The organism is Streptomyces iranensis (assembly GCF_017874715.1).
In the GTDB taxonomy this organism is placed as follows: domain Bacteria; phylum Actinomycetota; class Actinomycetes; order Streptomycetales; family Streptomycetaceae; genus Streptomyces; species Streptomyces iranensis.
The window spans coordinates 72,068-90,536 of record NZ_JAGGLR010000001.1 but is presented as its reverse complement, the minus strand read 5'-3'; the positions used below and the strand labels follow the sequence as shown (position 1 = coordinate 90,536).

The following is an 18,469-nucleotide window of genomic DNA, read 5'->3' as shown; positions in this document are numbered from 1 at the left end:
GGTCGTCACCGTACGGGCGTGAAGTCCTTCGCGCCGATGAACTCCGGCCGGGGGACCGGTGCGGCGAACGGCTTGACCGCCGTGTTCTCCACGCTGTTGAACACGATGAACACATTGCTGCGGGAATACGGCGTGATGTTGTCGCCGGACCCGTGCATGCAGTTGCAGTCGAACCACGTCGCCGACCCGGCCAGGCCGGTGAACAGCTTGATGCCGTGCTTGTCGGCGAAGCCGGTGAGGGCCTCGTCCGACGGGATGCCGGCGTCCTGCATCTGCAGCGACCGCTTGTAGTTGTCCTTCGGCGTGGCGCCTTCACAGCCGAGGAAGGTGTGGTGCGAGCCCGGCATGATCATCAGGCCGCCGTTGGTGTCGAAGTTCTCGGTCAGGGCGATCGAGACCGACACGGTCCGCATGTTCGGCAGGCCGTCCTCGGCGTGCCAGGTCTCGAAGTCCGAGTGCCAGTAGAAGCCCGAGGCCCCGAAGCCCGGCTTGACGTTGATCCGGCTCTGGTGGACGTAGACGTCCGAGCCCAGGATCTGCCGCGCGCGACCCACCACTCGCGGGTCACGCACCAGGTTCGCGAAGACCTCGCTGATCCGATGCACCTCGAACACCGACCGTACGTCCCTGGACTTCGGCTCGATGATCGAGCGTTCGTCGGCGCGCACGTCCGGGTCGGTGACCAGCCGGTCCAGTTCGGCGCGGTACACCGCGACCTCATCCGGAGTGATCAGCTGGTCGATCGCCAGGAAGCCGTCGCGATCGAAATCGCTCAGCTCGGACGGTTGCAGCGGCCCCGGAGCCCCGGGCTCGGACCACACCACCGGGTCCACGCGCGGTGTGGCCACCTCCACGGCACCACGGGTCGGGTACAAGTCAGTGACCGTGGTCATCGGATCATGCCTCCTCGGTCTCGGTGATCAGCGGGTATACGCCGTTCTCATCATGGTCCTCCCGTCCGGTGATCGGCGGGTTGAAGACACAGACACACCGGAAGTCCGTCTTGGGGCGCATTGTGTGCTTCTCATGCCCGTTCAGCAAGTACATGGTGCCGGGCGTGATCCAGTGCTTCTCACCGGTCTCGTCATTGGTGAGCTCGGCCTCACCCTCGACGCACAGCACCGCCTCGATGTGGTTGGCGTACCACATCGACGTCTCGGTGCCCGCGTAGAGGATGGTCTCGTGGAGCGAGAAGCCGACGCCCTCCCGGGCGAGCACGATGCGCTTGCTCTCCCAGGTGCCGGACTTGGACTTGATGTGCCTCTCGGTGTCCTCGATGTCCTTGAAGGATCGGACGATCACGGTGAGATCTTGCCTTTCTCTTCTCTGCGGTGCGGGAGGGTTATGCGGTCTCGCGGACCGCGCGGGCGAGGGTCCGCAGCCCCTCGTCCAGGTCTTCGGGGGAGATCGTCAGCGCGGGCAGCAGCTTGACGACCTCGCTCTCGGGGCCGGAGGTCTCGACCAGCAGGCCGAGTTCGAAGGCGCGCTTGCAGACCGCCGAGGCGCGCGGCTTGTCCTCGAACTCGATGCCCCACACCAGGCCACGGCCGCGGAAGTGGGTGCCGGACTGCTCCTCGCAGATGGCGCGCAGGGCCTGCTCGACCTGCTCGCCGCGGGCGAGGGTCTGCTTCTCCATCTGGCCGTCCGCCCAGTAGGTGTCCAGGGTGGCGGCGGCGGTGACGAACGCGGGGTTGTTGCCGCGGAACGTGCCGTTGTGCTCGCCGGGCTCCCAGATGTCCAGCTCGGGCTTGAGGAGGGTGAGCGACATCGGCATGCCGTAGCCGCTGATGGACTTGGAGACGGTCACGATGTCCGGGGTGATGCCCGCCTCCTCGAAGGAGAAGAAGGCGCCGGTACGGCCGCAGCCCATCTGGATGTCGTCGACGATCAGCAGCATGTCCTGGCGCTCGCACAGCTCGGCCAGGGCACGCAGCCACTCGGGCCGGGCCACGTTGATGCCGCCCTCGCCCTGCACGGTCTCGACGATCACGGCGGCGGGCTTGTTGAGCCCGGAGCCCTGGTCCTCCAGCAGCCGCTCGAACCACAGGAAGTCCTCGACCGTGCCGTCGAAGTAGTTGTCGAACGGCATCGGGGTGCCGTGGACCAGCGGGATGCCCGCACCGGCGCGCTTGAAGGCGTTGCCGGTCACGGCCAGCGAGCCCAGCGACATGCCGTGGAAGGCGTTGGTGAAGGAGACGATCGACTCGCGGCCCTTGACCTTACGGGCCAGTTTGAGCGCGGCCTCGACGGCGTTGGTGCCGGTCGGACCCGGGAACATGACCTTGTAGGGCAGGTCGCGCGGCCGCAGGATGTTGTTCTGGAACGACTCGAGGAACGCGCGCTTGGCCGTGGTGGACATGTCCAGGCCGTGGGTGACGCCGTCACGCTCGATGTAGTCGATCAGCGCCCGTTTCAGCACCGGGTTGTTGTGGCCGTAGTTGAGCGATCCGGCCCCGGCGAAGAAGTCGAGGTAGGTGTGGCCGTCCTCGTCGTACATGTGGCTGCCCTGCGCGCGGTCGAAGACAGCAGGCCAACCGCGGCAGTAGCTGCGCACCTCCGACTCCAGGGCCTCGAAGACGCTCAGGGCGGGCGGGGTGATGGTCACAGCGTTCTCCTGGGAGAGGGGTGTGAGGGGGGTGAGGAGGGGGGGTGGGGGATCGGGGGATCGATCGAGATCGGGGTCAGGAGGTCCGGTCAGTGCTCGGGCCGAGCGGGCCGAGCGGACCGATGCGGTAGAGCACCTCGGGCTCGTGCGCACCGTCGGGGAACAGACCGCCGTGGAAGAGCACCTCACGCTCGAGCGGGGCGTCGTGCCGTTCCGCGAACGAGGTGAACAGCCGCTTCGAGGCGGTGTTGTCCGGGGTGATCGTCGTCTCGATGCCGCGGACGCCCGTCGCGGCGACCCGCTTGACCAGCCCGTCCAGCTGGGTGGCGGCCAGTCCGCGGCCACGCCAGGCGTGGTCGACGGCGACCTGCCAGACGACCAGGGTCTCGGGGCGCTCGGGGCGGACGTAGCCGGTGATGAAGCCGACCGGTCCGCCGTCGGCGTCGCGCGCCACTACGGATGTGGCGGCGAAGTCGCGGCACCACAGGAGGTAGCTGTAGGAGGAGTTGAGGTCCAGGGTTTTGGAGTCGCGAGCGATTCGCCAGATCGCGGCTCCGTCCTCGACGCGTGGGGTGTCGAGAGACAGGCCCTCCGGCAAATCCAATTCGCTACGGACTAGGTCTGCTTGTGCGGCGGTCATGCAAATTCAATTTACCCAGCAGAATCAGAAAATGCATCGCGGTGGGGGGTTACGTGGAAGGGGGTCGATGTGTTAACACGCGGGAGCGCGGGCGCGCGCGGCCGCTCGCCGAAAGGCGGTGATTTGTGGGGGAGTTACTGGGGCATAGCGCATCGCATGTGGAGTCTGTCACATGTGCGTAACTGGCCGGTGACCGGCTTGAATTTTGGTGGCAGGATCCCGTGAAAAATTTTGTGTTTAGGAATCACAAAAGCGGGCAGACGAATGTGGAAGCAGTAGCGGAAAAACGCGAGGAATTTCTGGCCAAGCTGCCATGAATTCAATCTCCCACGGTGAACTGAGGGAAGTCGCCCCGCACCGCGAAGGCCCCGGAGACGCCGTTTCCCGAGGCCGCGTACGCGTCCCGGCCGGTGTCCCGGTCGCCCTCGGCGTGGTCGTACTGCCCCGCGAAGACATACCGGCCGGCGGGCACGGTCGCCCCCTTCCGGAGCGTCCAGCGGTAGACCAGCACACCGTCCTCGACGTGGGTGACGGTGGTCACATCGCCGGTCGGCAGCGAGCTCCAGGACCCGGTGGACCGCACACCCCCGGTGTCCGCCACCCGCAGCTCCACCGTCAGCGAGGTCAGCGGCCTACCGATGGTGAGCGTGATGTCGCTCTGCGCCCAGTACGGATTGGAATGGGCGTTGATGGCGCCCTTGGACCGCACGGTCGGCTCGGCGAGGTGGTTTGGACCGGCCGCGGTGGGATAGGCGCTCGGCGTGTGCCGCTCAGCATCGCTCTGGGACCCGGCGTCCGGCTCGTCCCCGGGCCGCCGGTTCGCGTCCGCGCTCGCGCTGCTCGCGCCGGCGCCCGCGCCCGCCGGGGGCGCGGCGGGCTCGCTCGAGGTGCGCACCGTCTGCGGTCGCTCGGCACCGTCCGTGGCCACCACCGCGATCCCCGTCGCGGCGACCGCCGCGGCCAGCCCGGCGACCGGGCCCACCACCCGGGTCCAGCGCGGGCTCGTCCGCGGGACGCGGCGCCGGTCGTCGGCCGCCATGCCCGCCGAGACCCGGGCCTGCATCCGGATCCGGTCCGGCTCATGGGAGGCGGCGGCCGTACGCAGCTCGGCGACGACATCGCGGCCCTCGGGGTGGTCGCGGCGCTCGGGGCGGTCGCGATGCTCGATCATCAACTGCCCCCTCCTGCGTGTCCGGCGTGGCCCATGTGACCGGAGTGACGGGCCGGGCCTGTCCGGCTCGTGTGGCCTGTGTGGCCTGTGTGGCCCGTGTTTCCAGCGCGGAGCGTTCGTACCGTCCGTCCTGTCCGCTCGGCCTCGGCCGCCGCGGACGGTTCCTCCTCGTCCTCGCCGTCCGGAGGGCCGAGCAGCCGCTCCAGCTCGGCGATGCCGCGTGAGGTCTGGCTCTTGACCGTGCCCACCGAAATGCCCAGCGTACGGGCGGTCTCCCGCTCGGAGAGGTCGAAGGCGTGGCGCAGCACCACACACGCGCGCTTGCGGAACGGCAGCCGGACCAGCGCGGCCTGCACATCCACCACGGCGGACACGTCCGGGTCGTCCACGCGGTCGGGACGCTGCGAGGAGAAGAGCGCCACGCGGCGCCGCTCGCGCACCAGGCTGCGGATCCGGGACCGGGCCAGGTTGGCGACCACACCCCGGGCGTACGCGGCCGGGTGGTCGGCGGCCCGCACCCGGTCCCACTGGTGCCAGACCGCCACCAGCGCGTCGGCAGCCAGGTCGTCCGCCCCGTCGGAGCTGCCGAGCAGCAGATGGGCGAGGCGGGCCAGCTCGGCGTGGTGCCGCTCGAAGAAGTCCCGGAACTCGGCTTGCGGATCGGCCGGTAAGGCGTCGGCGGGTAAGGCGTTGACCGGCAGGGCTTCGGCCGGTAAGCCGTCGGGGCCCTCCGGTGCGTCGGGCGCCTGCGGGGATACGTGCCCCGGGCCCCCTGGATCCCGTGGCGCGTCCGTCATGCGCGCCGCGTCCATCCGTACGGCTCGCGCAGTGCCCGAGGCGGCCGCGTCATCGGCGGGAGCGCTCACGAGGACCTCCTCACTGCCGCTCGACCGGTGGGGTGCGTGAGCGTAGCAGCGCTCTGCATGTTGTTCGAGTGGCGCCGTTCCCGCTGATGAGAATTGGCCGGTCAACGCCCTGCCCCGGTCTCGTACAGTGCGTTGCATGAGGGAAAGCGCGGTGCTCCACATCAAGGGCCGGGTCCTGGTCGGACCGGACACCGGCGACGCTGCCGGGGACGTACGGGACGAGCTGTGGGTGGTCGACGGCAGGATCACCTTCGAGCGGCCGCCCGGGGCCAGGGACATCCGGCTGATCGAGGGCTGGGCGCTGCCCGGCCTCGTCGACGCCCACTGCCATGTCGGACTCGACGCCCATGGGGCGGTGGACGACTCGACGAGCGAGAAACAGGCGCTGAGCGACCGGGACGCCGGGGCGCTGCTGCTCCGGGACGCCGGATCGCCCGCCGACACCCGCTGGATCGACGACCGCGAGGACCTGCCCCGCATCATCCGGGCCGGTCGCCACATCGCCCGCACCAAGCGCTACATCCGCAACTACGCGCATGAGATCGAGCCCGAGGACCTGGTCGCCTATGTGGCCGCGGAGGCGCGGCGCGGCGACGGCTGGGTCAAGCTGGTCGGCGACTGGATCGACCGGGAGACCGGCGACCTGGGGCTCTGCTGGCCGCGCGGCGCGGTGGAGGAGGCCATCGCGGAGGCGCACCGGCTGGGCGCGCGGGTCACGGCGCACTGTTTCGCCGAGGAGAGCCTCGCCCCGCTGGTCGAGGCGGGGATCGACTGCATCGAGCACGCCACCGGGCTCACCGAGGAGACCATCCCGCTGTTCGCCGAGCGGGGCGTGGCGATCGTGCCGACCCTGGTCAACATCGCCACCTTCCCCCGGCTGGCGCTGGGCGGCGAGGCGAGGTTCCCGCGCTGGGCCGACCATATGCGGCGGCTGCACGCGCGCCGCTACGAGACGGTGCGGGCGGCCTACGACGCGGGCATCCCGATCTACACCGGCACGGACGCGGGCGGCGGCCTGGCCCATGGGCTGGTCGGGCAGGAGGTCGCCGAGCTGGTGAAGGCGGGCATCCCGGTGCGCGACGCGCTCTCGGCGGCGACCTGGGGGGCGCGGGACTGGCTCGGGCGGCCGGGACTCACCGAGGGCGCCTCCGCCGATCTCGTCGTCTACGACGCGGATCCGCGCGCCGATGTGCGGGTGCTGACGACGCCGCGGCGGGTGGTGCTGCGGGGACGGGTCGTCGGCTGACGGGGCGGGGCACGCGGGGCTGATACGGGCGGGGGGACGGGCAGGGGACGGGTGGGGCGAGGGGTGCCGGAAGGGAACGTGGTTCGAACTGGGCGGCGAACCACACCCTTTGGGATGAACGGACATCATGTGTCTGCCTGTTTACCCTCGGTGCGCAAATATGGCGTGGTCGAGGCCGTCGGCGCCCGTGGAGTCCCCCGCGGCAGGCGCCGGCGGCTCCATGTCTCCTGTGGGGGTCAACTCACGTGTCCTGTTCCAGTAACACCTACTTCGGCATGCCCACCCGCCGTCTGGCGGCCGCCACTGCCGCTGCCGCGGTCTCCGTCCTGGGCCTGCTGCCCGCGACGACCGCGCAGGCCGACACCGGTGCGACCACCGGTAAGGCGGGTGCGGTCGTGCTCCGCACCGATCTCGATGTCTCCCTGCTCAACAAGACCGTCAGGGCTCCGCTCTCGGTCGTGCTGAACGATGTGCACGCGCCCGCGACCGCCAGCAAGACGGCGCTCAGCGCGACCGTGGACGGCGTGGACGGGGGCCGGCCGTTCAATGTCCTGCGGGCCGATGTGGCCACCGCCCGAGCCGCCGCGGACAAGCAGCGCGCCGAGGGGTACTCCAACCTCGTCAACGCCCAGGTGCATGTCCCGGGCCTGGCCGCGGTGCCGCTGATCACGGTCGAGCAGGTGACCTCGAAGGCGGTGTGCGCCGTCGGGAAGCGGCCGACCGCCCACTCCAACCTGCTCGGCAGCGTCAGTGTGCTCGGTCAGAAGGTCACTCTGCGCACGAGCGGCACCACCACGGTCGATGTGCCGTCGCTCGGCCAGGTCCGGCTCGACCTGTCGCGGACGGCCACCACCTCGCGCACGGCGGCGGCCACGGCCCTCAACCTGAAGGTCTCCGTGAACCCGCTCAAGCTGAACGTCTCGGAGGTCGAGGGTCAGCTCACCCTCGCTCGGGCGACCTGTGAGTCGCCCGTGGCCGCGGTGGTCGAGCCCAGCCCGAGCGTGGGCTCCCAGACCAAGCCCGAGCCCAAGCCGGAGCACCTGGCCGAGACCGGCGGCAGCTCGGCCACGCCGTACCTGGTGGCCGGAGGCGCACTCCTGCTTGCCGTGGGCGGTGGCGCCGTCGTCCTGGCCCGCCGCCGCCGAGCCGCCGCCACCAGCGGCGACGCCGCCTGACGCCTGGCACCCGGCGCTTGGCGCCCGGCGCTTGGCGCCCGGCGCTTGGCGCCCGGCGCTTGGCGCCTGGCGCCTGGCCCGTTGGCCCCGGTGGCCGTGTCGCGCGGCGCTGCGCGACACGGCCACCGGGCCGGGATGTGGGCGCCGGACTCGGCGTGGCCGCCAGGCCGGGGTGCGGATGCCGGATCTGGGCGTGGGCGCCGGGCTTGGGACCTGACAGCGATCCGGGTGCGGGTGCGGGTGCCGGGTCCGGGGCGTGGGCGCCGGGTCCGGGCCTGGATGTCGGGCCATGGCGGGCACCGGACGCGCGTGGGCGCGAGGCCCGGTCATGAGGGCTCGGGCGAGGGGTAGTTGACCGCGCGCCGCGCGCCGCCGCGTCGCCGCGCCGCGTGGGGCGCGGTCAGGCGGCAGCGTCCGCCAAGCGGCCTCGCTGAAGTACGGTGCGGTTCGGTCGCGCCCCGAAGGGGCGCGGGGCTGTGTCGGTATGCGGCTCCGCCGCGGCTGTGTCGATGTGCGGCTCCGCCGCGTGGGACCAGCCACGACGCAGCCGCGGATGAACGACCGCACCTCGCGCCACTTCCCGCGGAGCGCTCAGGCGGCCGTGTCCGCTATCGCCTTCGTCAAGGCGATGACGAAGCGATCCGTCGTGGCGCGGTCGCGGACGGCGAGCCGGAGCCAGTCCGGGCCGAGGCCCGGGAACGTGTCACCGCGGCGGACGGCGAAGCCCAGCTCCCGCAGCCGGGTGCGGATCGCCGCCGCGCCCTCCACACGGATCAGCAGAAACGGCCCGGCCGCCGGACCGCACACCCGCACCTCGGCCGACTCCGCCAACTCGGCCAGCCGGTCGGCGAGATGGGCCCGGTCGGCGGCCGTACGGTCGGCGGCCTGTGCGGCCTCGGTGAGGGCGGACGGGGTGCAGCACGCCTCGGCCGCCGCCAGGGCCGGGCTGGACACCGGCCACAGCGGCTGGACCCGCTCCAGCGCCGTGACGGTGTCCGGCTCCGCCAGTACATAGCCGATCCGCAGCCCCGCCAGGCCCCAGGTCTTGGTCAGGCTGCGCAGCACCACAAGCCCCGGCACATCGGTGCGGGCCGCCAGCGACTCCGACTCACCCGGGACGGCGTCCATGAACGCCTCGTCCACCACCAGCGTCCGCCCCGGCCGGGCGAGCCGGGCCAGGGCATCGGCCGGGTGCAGTACGGATGTGGGGTTGGTGGGGTTGCCGATCACCACCAGATCGGCGTCCTCCGGCACGGCCGCCGGGCCCAGCCGGAAACCGTCCCGCTCATCGAGGACCACGCGTTGCACCGTGTGCCCCGCGTCCCTCAGCGCCGCCTCCGGCTCGGTGAACTGTGGATGCACCACCACCGGCCGTCGGGCCGGTATGGCACGGGCGAGCAGGACGAACGCCTCCGCGGCGCCCGCCGTCAGCAGTACCCGGCCGACCGGAAGCCCATGGCGCGCGGCGACCGCCTCCCGCGCCACCCTTCCGTCCGGATAGGCGGCCAGCCCGTCGAGGGACGCGGCGATATGGGCCTTGAGCCAGTCCGGAGGCGTACCGGCCCGGACGTTGACCGCGAGGTCCGTCAGAGCGGCATCGGCACCCCGCACCTCCGCGTCCCCGTGATGCCGCAGATCGAACCCGGCGGACACGCCGTCGGCGGCGGACCCTTCCGCGGGCAGGTCCGCCGTTGCGCCAGTGGACATCGCTGACGGCTCAGCGGACATCGCCGACGGCTCAGCGGACATCGGCGTGGGCATCCGGATGCGCGAAGGCGTGGGCCTCAGCGCTGAACCCGGCGCGCTCGCTGGTGTCGGCCACCTCCTCGTAGCGATCCATGACCAGGTCGGCCAACTCCCGCGCCGGGCCGATGACATCGGCCGAGACCACCTCGACCTCGGGGTAGGCGAGCCCCCAGCCCTCTGCCTGCTGCCGCACTCGCTCCAGGGCATCGCCCTCGAACAGGAAGTACGGCAGCACCACGACCCGCCGCGCCCCCAGCTTGGCGCAGCGGTCCAGGCCGGAGGCCACATCCGGGGCGGCGAGCGAGGCGAAGGCCACCTCGACGCCCGCGAAGCCGCGGCCCTCCCACAGCAGCCGGGCCGCGCGGTGCACCTCGGCGTTGGCCTCGGGGAGCGGCGAACCGTCGCCCACCAGCAGCACGGTCGTCTCCGCGCGGTCCGAGGGCAGCCGGGGCCGATTGCCCAGCGCCTCGTCGAGCCGCCGCTCCAGCAGGCTCAGCAGTGTGCGGTGCGGGCCGAGCGGCCGGGCGGAGGCGAACGAGGCGTCGGCGTGCCGCTCCGCCTCCTGGGCCAGCGCGGCGGCGATACCGTCTCTCGGGGGAGCCGCCGGGATCAGCGTCATCGGGACGACCGCGAAGCGGGTCACCCCTTCCCCGACGAGCCGGGTGACCGCGTCGGACAGCGGGTGGCTGCCCGGTCCGGTGAGGCCACCCGCCACGGGCAGGTCCGGGTGGCGTGCGGCCAACTCCCTGACGAATGCCTGGAAGGCGGCGGCATGCCTTTCGTCTCGCGTGCCGATGCCTGCGATGAGCAGGGCGGGCGGGGTCGTCACGAGGTCTCCTTGTGCAGGTGGTGCGGGTGTCACGGTCGGCGGGGGGCGGGCTGTTCCGCCCCGAGACGTTACTGACCTGCGTCGGGGCGGTCGACGGCAGGTCTTCGCTGCCCGCCCTGCCCGGGTTTGACCGCCGCCGGGCGGCGGGCGACGGCGCAGGTGGACTTCCCCGGGCGGCCGGGTGGCGTGGACTTCCGCTTGGGGACGAGCAGTTGGCCCCCCGGACCGGCGGCCAGCAGCGCGGCCGCCTCGGCGACCCCGGCCGTGCCCACTGCGGCGAGCGGTGCCGTGGACGGGTTCGGCACCTCCACCGAGGCCAGCGCCTCCGCCGGGTATCCGCACAGCGGCACCCCCAGCCGTTCGGCCGCCGTCAGCAGCCCGGCCTCCCCGGCCTTGGCCTCGACCGTGGCCAACTCCGCGACGCCGCGCGGGGAAAGACCCGCCTCCGCCAGGGTGGCCTCGACCAGCCCGAGCACCTCGTCGGCGGATACGCCCCGGCCGGCCCCGACCCCGACGACAAGCGGTGCCGCGGGCGGGGGAGACGCCGTGCCCCGGCCGATGACCTCCACGTCAGCTCACCGCCTCGGCTCAACCGGCAGGGGGCGCGCATCTGTCGACGAACCGGGCCGCCGCCCCTGGGACCGAGGCCCAGTGCACATGCAGATAGGAGGCATGCACATCTCCCTGTGCGAACCCTTCGGTACGACGCTCCGGGTGGACGAGCCCCCAGGCGGGCTCCGGCCCCGCTCCGGGCACGATGGTGGTGCGGTGGAACTCATGGCCGCGCACCCGTGTCCCCGCGGCGGCGAGTGAGGTGTCGGAGACGGCCACGGCCTCACGGTAGCCCAGCGTCAGACGTTCCGACATCCGTGCCTTCGCGGCCAGCACCCCGCACATCGGCTCCCCGTCCAGCGAATGCGCCAGATACAGCAGTCCGGCACATTCGGCGGCGATGGGCGCGCCGGACGCGGCGAGCCCGGCGACGGCGGTGCGCAGCGGTTCGTTCGCGGACAGCTCGGGGGCGTAGACCTCCGGGAAGCCACCGCCGATCACCAGACCGCCGGTGCCCTCGGGGAGGCGCTCGTCCCGCAGCGGGTCGAAGGGGACGACCCGCGCCCCGGCGGCCGTGAGCAGCTCGGCGTGCTCCGCGTACGAGAAGGTGAACGCCGCCCCGCCCGCCACGGCGACCACCGGCCGCGCCGCCCGGCCGCCCCGGGCCCCGGCACCGGGGACCGCGTCCAGCGCCCGGTGTATCTCCTCCTCCGGATCCCAGGCCCGCCCGGACAGCGGCGGTGCGCTGCGCGCCAGCGCCAGCAGCCCGTCGAGATCGCAGCCCTCCCGCACCCGGGCGGCCAGCGCGGCCGCCGAGTCGACCGCCTCCGCATGGCGCTCGGCCACCGGCACCAGACCCAGATGGCGGCTCGGGGCCCGCACCGCCCGCGTCCGGCGCAGCGCGCCGAACACCGGCACCCCGCACCCCTCCAGCGCCTCGCGCAGCATCGCCTCGTGACGGTCCGAGGCGACCTTGTTGAGGATCACTCCCGCGACCCGCACCTCGGGGTCCCAGGAGGCAAAGCCATGCACCAGCGCTGCCACCGACCGCGACTGCGACGACGCGTCCACCACCAGCACCACCGGTGCCCGCAGCAGCTTGGCTACATGCGCCGTCGAGGCCAGCTCGCCTTGCCCGGCCGCCCCGTCGAACAGGCCCATCACCCCCTCGACCAGGGCCAGATCGCAGCCCGCCGCCCCATGCAGGAACAGCGGCGCGATCCGGTCCGGACCGCACAGATAGGCGTCCAGATTCCGGCCCAGGCGCGTGTTCCCCACCCGTGACCGGCCGGCCCCCGAGGCGCCCGAAGAGGCGGCCGAGGAGATCGCGAGCGCGTGATAGCCAGGGTCGATGTAGTCCGGGCCGACCTTGTGCGGGGACACATCCAGACCGCGCTCCGCGAAGGCGGCCATCAGCCCCGCCGTGACCGTCGTCTTCCCGCTGCCGGAGGCGGGCGCCGCGATCACCAGGCGCGGGACACTCACCACTCGATGCCCCGCTGGCCCTTCTGACCGGCGTCCATCGGATGCTTGACCTTGGACATGTCGGTGACCAGGTCGGCGAAGTCCAGCAGCTGCGCCGGTGCGTTACGCCCCGTGATGACGACGTGCTGCGTCCCGGGCCGGTCCCGCAGCACCTCCACCACTTCGTCGGGGTCCACCCAGCCCCAGTGCATCGGATACGCGAACTCGTCCAGCACATAGAGCCGGTATGTCTCCGCCGCGAGATCGCGCTTGACCTGCTCCCAGCCCTCGCGTGCGGCCTCCTCGCTGGAAGCCATGTCGCGCTGGACCCACGACCAGCCCTCGCCCATCTTGTGCCATGCGACGGTCCCCCCTTCGCCCGAGTCGCCGAGGACGCGCAGCGCACGCTCCTCACCGACCCGCCATTTCGCGGACTTTACAAATTGGAATACACCGACCGGCCAGTTCTGGTTCCATGCCCGCAGCGCCAGCCCGAACGCCGCGGTCGACTTGCCCTTGCCCTGACCGGTGTGGACGAACACCAGCGGACGGTTTCGGCGCTGGCGGGTGGTCAGCCCGTCGTCCGGCACGACGGTCGGTTGTCCTTGCGGCATCAGGCGGCCCTCCGAGGGTTCGAAACGGTTCGTACATCGCGCACCAGCGCGGTCACGCTGTCCGCGCGCAGCTCGTCGAGTGTCACCGGTGTGCCCCGCAGTTCGCGGGCGAGCGCGCCCGCGAGCCCCAGCCGCACCGGCCCCGACTCGCAGTCCACGACCACCGAGGCGACCCCGTCGCCCGCGAGCATCCGCGCCGCGCGCCCGGCCCGCTCGACCGGCGTGGGCCCGCCGGACCGCCGCGCCTCCGTGGCCCGCCCGTCGGTCACCACGACCAGCAGCGGACGGCGTGCGGGATCCCGCAGCCGCTCCACCCGCAGCACCTCCCGGGCCTTCAACAGCCCGGCCGCCAGCGGCGTACGGCCGCCCGTCGGCAGCCGCTCCAGCCGTGCGGCGGCCGTGTCCACCGACGAGGTGGGCGGCAGCGCCAGCTCGGCGTCCGCGCCCCGGAAGGTGATCAGCCCGACCTTGTCCCGCCGCTGGTAGGCGTCCAGCAGCAGCGACAGCACCGCGCCCTTGATCGCGCCCATCCGCTTCCGCGCGGCCATCGAGCCCGACGCGTCCACGACGAACAGCACGAGGTTGCCCTCCCGGCCCTCGCGCACCGCCTCGCGCAGATCGTCCCGGCGCACCAGCAGTCCGGGCCCGCGCCGACCGCGCGCCAGCTGGTGCGGGGCGGCCGCCCGGACGGTCGCCGACAGATGCAGCGCGGAGAGTGTCCCCCGCGGGCGGCGCGCGCCGGTGGTGCGGCCGTGCGCGCTGCGGGCGCGCGAGCGACGCCCTGCCGCGCCCTCGCCCAGGCCGGGGACGTCGAGCCGCCGGGTCCGGAACGGTTCGGCGGCGCCCACGGCCGCCCGCTCACCGACGGCCCCGCCCGCACCGCCGTCCGCTTCGTCCGCCCCACCGTCGTGGTCGGCCGGGGCGGAGTCGGTTTCGCGGTCGGCCGTCTCGTGCTCACCCGTGCGCTGGTCGGGTACGGACGGCTCGGGTTCGGCGGGCGGCGCCTGCTCGCGCCCCCCGTCACCCGCGCCCTCCTGCGGTCCGCCCTCGGGACCGCCCGGGTCATCCGGCCCGGAGCCGCCCGGCCCGTCCTCGGGGCCCGGGTCCGGATCCGGCTCGTCCTCCTCGAACTGCCGCAGGATCTCGTCGAGTTTGTCCTCGTCGAGCCCCGGTGCGTCGAACGGCGCCCGCCGCCGGCGGTGGGGGAGCGACAGCAGCGCAGCCCCCCGTACGTCCTCGGTCCGGACGTCGGTGCGCCCCGCCCAGGCGGCCAGTGCGGTCGCCGTACGGGCCGTCACGATGTCCGCGCGCATCCCGTCCACCTCGAACCCGGCGCACACCGCCGCGATCTGCCGCAGCGCGCGGTCGCCGAGAGCCACCCGCGACAGCAGGGCGCGGGCCGCCGCGATGCGTTCCCGCAGGGCCTCCTCGTCCGCGGCCCAGCGCGCCGCGAACCCCTCGGGGTCCTCGTCGTACGCCAGCCGCCGCCGAACCACCTCGACCCGCTCCTCGGTGTCCCGGGACGCCGCGACCTCCACCGTGAGACCGAAGCGGTCCAGCAACTGCGGCCGCAGCTCGCCCTCTTCGGGGTTCATGGTGCCCACCAGGAGGAAACGCGCCGCGTGCCGTACGGACACCCCCTCGCGTTCCACGTAGGAGGCGCCCATGGCGGCCGCGTCGAGCAGCAGGTCGATCAGATGGTCGTGCAGCAGATTGACCTCGTCGACGTAGAGCACCCCGCGGTGGGCGTCCGCGAGCAGTCCGGGCTCGAACGCCTTCACGCCGTCCGACAGCGCCCGCTCGATGTCGAGCGCGCCCACCAGCCGGTCCTCGGAGGCGCCCACGGGCAGTTCGACCATCCGCGCGGGGCGCGCCTCGCCCGTGCCCGGCTCATGGGGCCCGTCCGGGCAGGACGGGTCGGGCGCGGCCGGATCGCAGGAGAACCGGCACCCGGCCACCACGTCCACCTCGGGCAGCAGCGAGGCGATCGCTCTTACGGCGGTGCTCTTGGCCGTGCCCTTCTCGCCGCGCACCAGGACGCCGCCCACGGCGGGGGAGACGGCGTTGAGGAGCAGGGCGAGCCGCAGGCCGTCCATGCCGACGATCGCGCTGAAGGGGTAGGTGGTGGTCACGCGGCGATACCTCCTGGGGTGCGTGGGCACAGCGGTCCGGTGTGGGGGCGGGGGTTCGTCATGTCGTCCCCCCTGGCGCCCCCGGAGGGACGAACGGCAGGCCCTCCGGGACGCCCTCCTCGATGAGCCGCAGCAGCGCGTCCGTGTCGGCGTGCTCCTCGATCAGATCGCCGAGGCGGTCGAGCTGTTCCTCGCGCAGCTCGCCGAAGCGGGTGTCCGGCGCGGGGACGAACGCCCGGCCCGCCGCGGTGGCCACCCGCCGCAGAAACGCCCGCCGGAAGCCGTCGCTCTCCAGCGAGCCGTGCCAGTGCGTGCCCCACACCGAGCCCACCCGGCAGCCGTCCAGGAAGGGCTCCTCGGCCCCGTCCAGCAGCTCGGCGACCCCGTGGTGGATCTCGTAGCCCTCCACCCGCTCGCCGAGCGCCTCGCCCACCGGCCGGGCCAGGGTCTTCTCGGCCGCGAACCGCACCCGTACCGGCAGCAGCCCGAGCCCGGCGACCGTCCCGGCCTTCGACTCGACCTCGTCCTCTATGCGCTCCCCGAGCGTCTGGAAGCCGCCGCAGACGCCCAGCACCGGACGGCCCTCGGCGGCCCGCCGGGCGATCGCGTCGGCCAGCCCGCGCTCACGCAGCCACTCCAGTGCCCGCACGGTGCCCCGGGTGCCCGGCAGCACCACCAGGTCGGCGTCGGCCAGCTCCTCGGGCCGGTCCACGAACCGCACGATCACGCCCGGTTCGGCCGCCAGCGCGTCCACGTCCGTGAAGTTGGACATCAGCGGCACGGCGGCCACCGCGATCCGCAGGACGTCCGCGCCGTAAGGGGGTGCCACGACGCTCTCCCGCACCGTGCCGCGCAGCGACACCCGCAGCCCGTCCTCCTCGTCGATCCCCAGCCCGTGGGCGAAGGGGAGCACCCCGACGGTCGGGCGCCCGGTGAGGTCGCGCAGCATCTCGAGACCGGGCTCCAGGAGGCTCACATCGCCGCGGAACTTGTTCACCAAATAGGCGGCCACATGCCGTTGGTCCGCCGCCGACAGCAGCGCGGTCGTGCCGAAGAAGGAGGCGAAGACGCCACCGCGGTCGATGTCCCCGACCACCACGACGGGAAGCCCGGCGGCGCGCGCCAGCCCCATGTTGACGATGTCGGTGCGGCGCAGATTGATCTCGGCCGGGCTGCCCGCGCCCTCGCAGATCACCGCGTCATGGGCGCTCCGCAGCTCCTCCAGGCACTCCGTGACGGTCCCCAGCAGCGCCTCACGCCCCGCAGAGAGCCGCTCGCCGGGCGAGGGGGCTCCGGGTCCGCCGAAGTACCCGCGCGCGCTCAGCTCGCCCACCGGCTTGCCCAGCAGCACCACTTGGCTGCTGCGGTCGCTGCCCGGCTTCAGCAGGACCGGGTTCATCAGCGCGCTCGGCTCGACGCGCGCGGCGGCGGCCTGCATGGCCTGGGCCCGCCCGATCTCCGCCCCCTCCCGGGTGACGAAGGAGTTGAGCGACATGTTCTGTGCCTTGAAGGGCGCCACGCTGACGCCCTTACGGGCGAGCCACCGGCAGATCCCGGCCGTCACCACGCTCTTGCCCGCGTCGGAGGTCGTGCCCGCGACGAGCAGCCCTCCGCCGCGCGCCCCGGAACCGTCCGTGCCGCCCTTACCGCGTATCCCGCTCATCCGCCGCCCCTTCCCAAGGCCCGGGGCCGCCCCGTCAGCGCCCTCAGGACCGGCCGGGCCGCCACGGACACTCCGAGCGCCAGCACGCCGACGCGCCGTGACAGCCGTATCGCCCGCTCGATGTCGGCGGACTCCACCGGCCGCCCGCCGGAGTTGAGCACCGGCCGGTGCTCGGCCCGGCCGCCGTACGCGAGGGTGCCGCCCAGCCGGACGCCGAGCGCACCCGCGAAGGACGCCTCCACGGGGCCCGCGTTGGGGCTCGGATGGCGCCGGCCGTCGCGCCGCCAGGCGCGCCACGCGCCGCGCGGATCGGGGCCGGAGAGGGTCGCCAGGGCCGCCGTAAGGCGTGCACCGGGCCAGCCGGCCACATCGTCCAGCCGGGCCGCCGCCCAGCCGAACCGCCGGTAGCGCGGCGACTTGTGGCCCACCATGGCGTCCAGGGTGTTGACGGCGCGGAACCCTATGAGTCCCGGCACCCCGCCCACGGCGCCCCACACCAGCGCGCCCACGACCGCGTCGGAGGTGTTCTCGGCGACCGATTCGACGACCGCGCGGGCGATCTGCGGCCCGTCCAGCGCCTGCGGATCGCGGCCGCACAGATGCGGCAGCCGCTCCCGGGCGACCTCGAGGTCCCCGGCGGCCAGCGCCCCGCCGACGGCGCGTGCCTCACGGCCCAGGCTCGTGCCGCCCAGCACGGCCCAGGTGGCGGCGGCGGTCAGCGCGACCTCCGCGCCACGGCGGCCGTCAAGGCCCCGTACGGCGCGGGTCAGCAGCGCGGCACCGGCGGCCGCGCCGCCCGCGCACAACGCGGCGTGCAGGGCCCCGTAACCCCGGTGGTCGCGCCACAGCCGGCGCTCGGCGGCCGCGGCGGCGCGCCCGAACGCGGCCACCGGATGGCCCCGGCGCGGATCACCCGTTGCGAGGTCGCCGAGGAAGCCGAGGGCCGCGCCGCACGCGAACGAGGCGTGGTCGGCACGCATCCGTCAGGCCGCCGTCACGCCTCGGCGCGGCGATACGGAACCAGATGGGCCAGAGGGGCCGGAAGAGCCGAATGGGACAGGGAGGGCTGGCGGCGTGGCGATGCCGGGCATGGCGGTATGTCCTCACTCAGGGTCCGCGCCCTGGTTCGACGTGACCGGCGGTGAGAGTCTCCTGGCTCCCGGATCCGCGGCCCTCCCGGTCTTCCAGCCCCGCGTACGCGACGAACCGTACGGACGAGCCGTGACCCCATACAGGCGATGGGAGGGTGCTCCCCGGTGACAGTGGCGGGACCGCGCCGGATTCTCACCGGCTTCCTCTCCTGCCGCCGTTTGGCTCGGGAAGTCCACCATGGGCCGCGAATGGCCGTCAACTCGCATATGGCCCATGTCGCCCGAGTGTGCCGAGCCCCACAGACAACCGCCCCTCACAGGACGGCCGCCGGACGGTCGGCGCTGGTCAGCGCCACCATCCGGCGGCCGGTGGGTCGTTCGGGGAAGCGGGGCCCTTATACGACGAGGGGAAGCGGGGTCCTCAGGCGACGATCAGATAGATGCCGTACGCCACGACCGCGGCGCACACCGCGAAGCAGGCGTACGCGCCGGTGCGCGCGAGCGGGGAGGCGCCCACCGCGCCCCCGGGCATGGCGGCGGCCGTGCCGCCCTGCTCCGGTGCCGCCTTACGGGAGCTGCCGACGATGCCCAGGGTGAAGACGCCCACCATGGCGACCGTCACCGCGAGGCTGATGCCGAAGACCTGGCCGAGTGCCGCCCAGTCGATGCTCATGT

At 73.2% G+C, this 18,469-nt stretch carries 16 protein-coding genes, 1 pseudogene and 1 riboswitch; of the genes and pseudogenes, 2 read left to right on the top strand and 15 right to left on the bottom strand.

Translation table 11 applies throughout. The features are described 5' to 3' along the window. Nucleotides 1-5 precede the first annotated feature (5 nt). The 6 genes and pseudogenes from thpD to J2Z30_RS49260 form a co-directional block, all read right to left on the bottom strand. Nucleotides 6-893 (bottom strand): ectoine hydroxylase, encoded by an 888-nt coding sequence (thpD, locus tag J2Z30_RS00420; protein ID WP_044577303.1) that lies wholly within the window; start codon nucleotides 891-893, stop codon nucleotides 6-8. A gap of 4 nt (nucleotides 894-897) precedes the next feature. Continuing rightward, nucleotides 898-1,302, bottom strand: coding sequence for an ectoine synthase (locus J2Z30_RS00415; RefSeq protein ID WP_020872270.1), 405 nt, complete (start codon nucleotides 1,300-1,302; stop codon nucleotides 898-900). Between the two features lie 40 nt (nucleotides 1,303-1,342). Then, a complete protein-coding gene (gene ectB, locus J2Z30_RS00410) occupies nucleotides 1,343-2,605 on the bottom strand; it encodes a diaminobutyrate--2-oxoglutarate transaminase (protein ID WP_044577307.1) in 1,263 nt (420 codons plus the stop codon). Between the two features lie 76 nt (nucleotides 2,606-2,681). Continuing rightward, entirely contained in the window at nucleotides 2,682-3,245 is a 564-nt protein-coding gene (gene ectA, locus J2Z30_RS00405; protein WP_044577309.1) for a diaminobutyrate acetyltransferase, read from the bottom strand. Between the two features lie 319 nt (nucleotides 3,246-3,564). Next, the gene (locus J2Z30_RS00400) at nucleotides 3,565-4,416 is read right to left on the bottom strand and encodes a hypothetical protein (RefSeq protein ID WP_044577312.1); all 852 of its coding nucleotides are present in this window, start codon (nucleotides 4,414-4,416) and stop codon (nucleotides 3,565-3,567) included. A 125-nt stretch (nucleotides 4,417-4,541) separates the two neighbouring features. Continuing rightward, nucleotides 4,542-5,117, bottom strand: a pseudogene (locus tag J2Z30_RS49260) (SigE family RNA polymerase sigma factor); the annotation flags it as partial. A 301-nt stretch (nucleotides 5,118-5,418) separates the two neighbouring features. On the opposite strand from J2Z30_RS49260, the gene J2Z30_RS00390 reads away from it, so the two are divergent. Together J2Z30_RS00390 and J2Z30_RS00385 are read left to right on the top strand one after the other, a co-directional pair. Next, nucleotides 5,419-6,528 carry an amidohydrolase family protein gene (locus J2Z30_RS00390; protein ID WP_209468489.1) on the top strand — a complete coding sequence of 370 codons (1,110 nt, stop codon included), beginning with the start codon at nucleotides 5,419-5,421 and terminating at the stop codon, nucleotides 6,526-6,528. A 275-nt stretch (nucleotides 6,529-6,803) separates the two neighbouring features. Further along, a complete protein-coding gene (locus J2Z30_RS00385) occupies nucleotides 6,804-7,703 on the top strand; it encodes an SCO1860 family LAETG-anchored protein (RefSeq protein WP_044582098.1) in 900 nt (299 codons plus the stop codon). A gap of 591 nt (nucleotides 7,704-8,294) precedes the next feature. On the opposite strand, the gene cobC is transcribed toward J2Z30_RS00385, so the two are convergent. From cobC to J2Z30_RS00340, 9 genes are all read right to left on the bottom strand, one after another. Next, nucleotides 8,295-9,410 carry an Rv2231c family histidinol phosphate aminotransferase CobC gene (cobC, locus tag J2Z30_RS00380; RefSeq protein WP_044577318.1) on the bottom strand — a complete coding sequence of 372 codons (1,116 nt, stop codon included), beginning with the start codon at nucleotides 9,408-9,410 and terminating at the stop codon, nucleotides 8,295-8,297. A gap of 31 nt (nucleotides 9,411-9,441) precedes the next feature. Beyond that, on the bottom strand, nucleotides 9,442-10,278 hold the full coding sequence (locus tag J2Z30_RS00375) for a sirohydrochlorin chelatase (RefSeq protein WP_044577321.1): 837 nt from the start codon (nucleotides 10,276-10,278) through the stop codon (nucleotides 9,442-9,444). Between the two features lie 68 nt (nucleotides 10,279-10,346). After that, nucleotides 10,347-10,847, bottom strand: coding sequence for a cobalamin biosynthesis protein (locus J2Z30_RS00370; RefSeq protein ID WP_044577324.1), 501 nt, complete (start codon nucleotides 10,845-10,847; stop codon nucleotides 10,347-10,349). 19 nt (nucleotides 10,848-10,866) lie between these two features. Further along, entirely contained in the window at nucleotides 10,867-12,318 is a 1,452-nt protein-coding gene (locus tag J2Z30_RS00365) for a cobyrinic acid a,c-diamide synthase CobB (RefSeq protein WP_044577327.1), read from the bottom strand. Next, the gene (gene cobO / locus J2Z30_RS00360) at nucleotides 12,312-12,908 is read right to left on the bottom strand and encodes a cob(I)yrinic acid a,c-diamide adenosyltransferase (protein ID WP_044577330.1); all 597 of its coding nucleotides are present in this window, start codon (nucleotides 12,906-12,908) and stop codon (nucleotides 12,312-12,314) included. Before cobO ends, J2Z30_RS00365 begins: the two co-directional genes overlap by 7 nt. Next, nucleotides 12,908-15,040: a putative cobaltochelatase gene (locus J2Z30_RS00355; RefSeq protein ID WP_044577333.1), complete on the bottom strand. Its 2,133-nt coding sequence runs from the start codon at nucleotides 15,038-15,040 to the stop codon at nucleotides 12,908-12,910. The genes cobO and J2Z30_RS00355 overlap by 1 nt, the downstream gene beginning before the upstream one ends. A 58-nt stretch (nucleotides 15,041-15,098) precedes the next feature. After that, a complete protein-coding gene (locus J2Z30_RS00350; protein ID WP_044577334.1) occupies nucleotides 15,099-16,703 on the bottom strand; it encodes a cobyric acid synthase in 1,605 nt (534 codons plus the stop codon). Then, nucleotides 16,700-17,683, bottom strand: a complete 984-nt coding sequence (locus J2Z30_RS00345; protein WP_044577337.1) for a cobalamin biosynthesis protein — start codon at nucleotides 17,681-17,683, stop codon at nucleotides 16,700-16,702. Before J2Z30_RS00345 ends, J2Z30_RS00350 begins: the two co-directional genes overlap by 4 nt. Before the next feature lie 146 nt (nucleotides 17,684-17,829). Continuing rightward, nucleotides 17,830-18,047: riboswitch (cobalamin riboswitch) on the bottom strand. Nucleotides 18,048-18,215: 168 nt separating this feature from the next. Beyond that, the gene (locus tag J2Z30_RS00340) at nucleotides 18,216-18,467 is read right to left on the bottom strand and encodes a hypothetical protein (protein WP_044577341.1); all 252 of its coding nucleotides are present in this window, start codon (nucleotides 18,465-18,467) and stop codon (nucleotides 18,216-18,218) included. Nucleotides 18,468-18,469 lie beyond the last annotated feature (2 nt).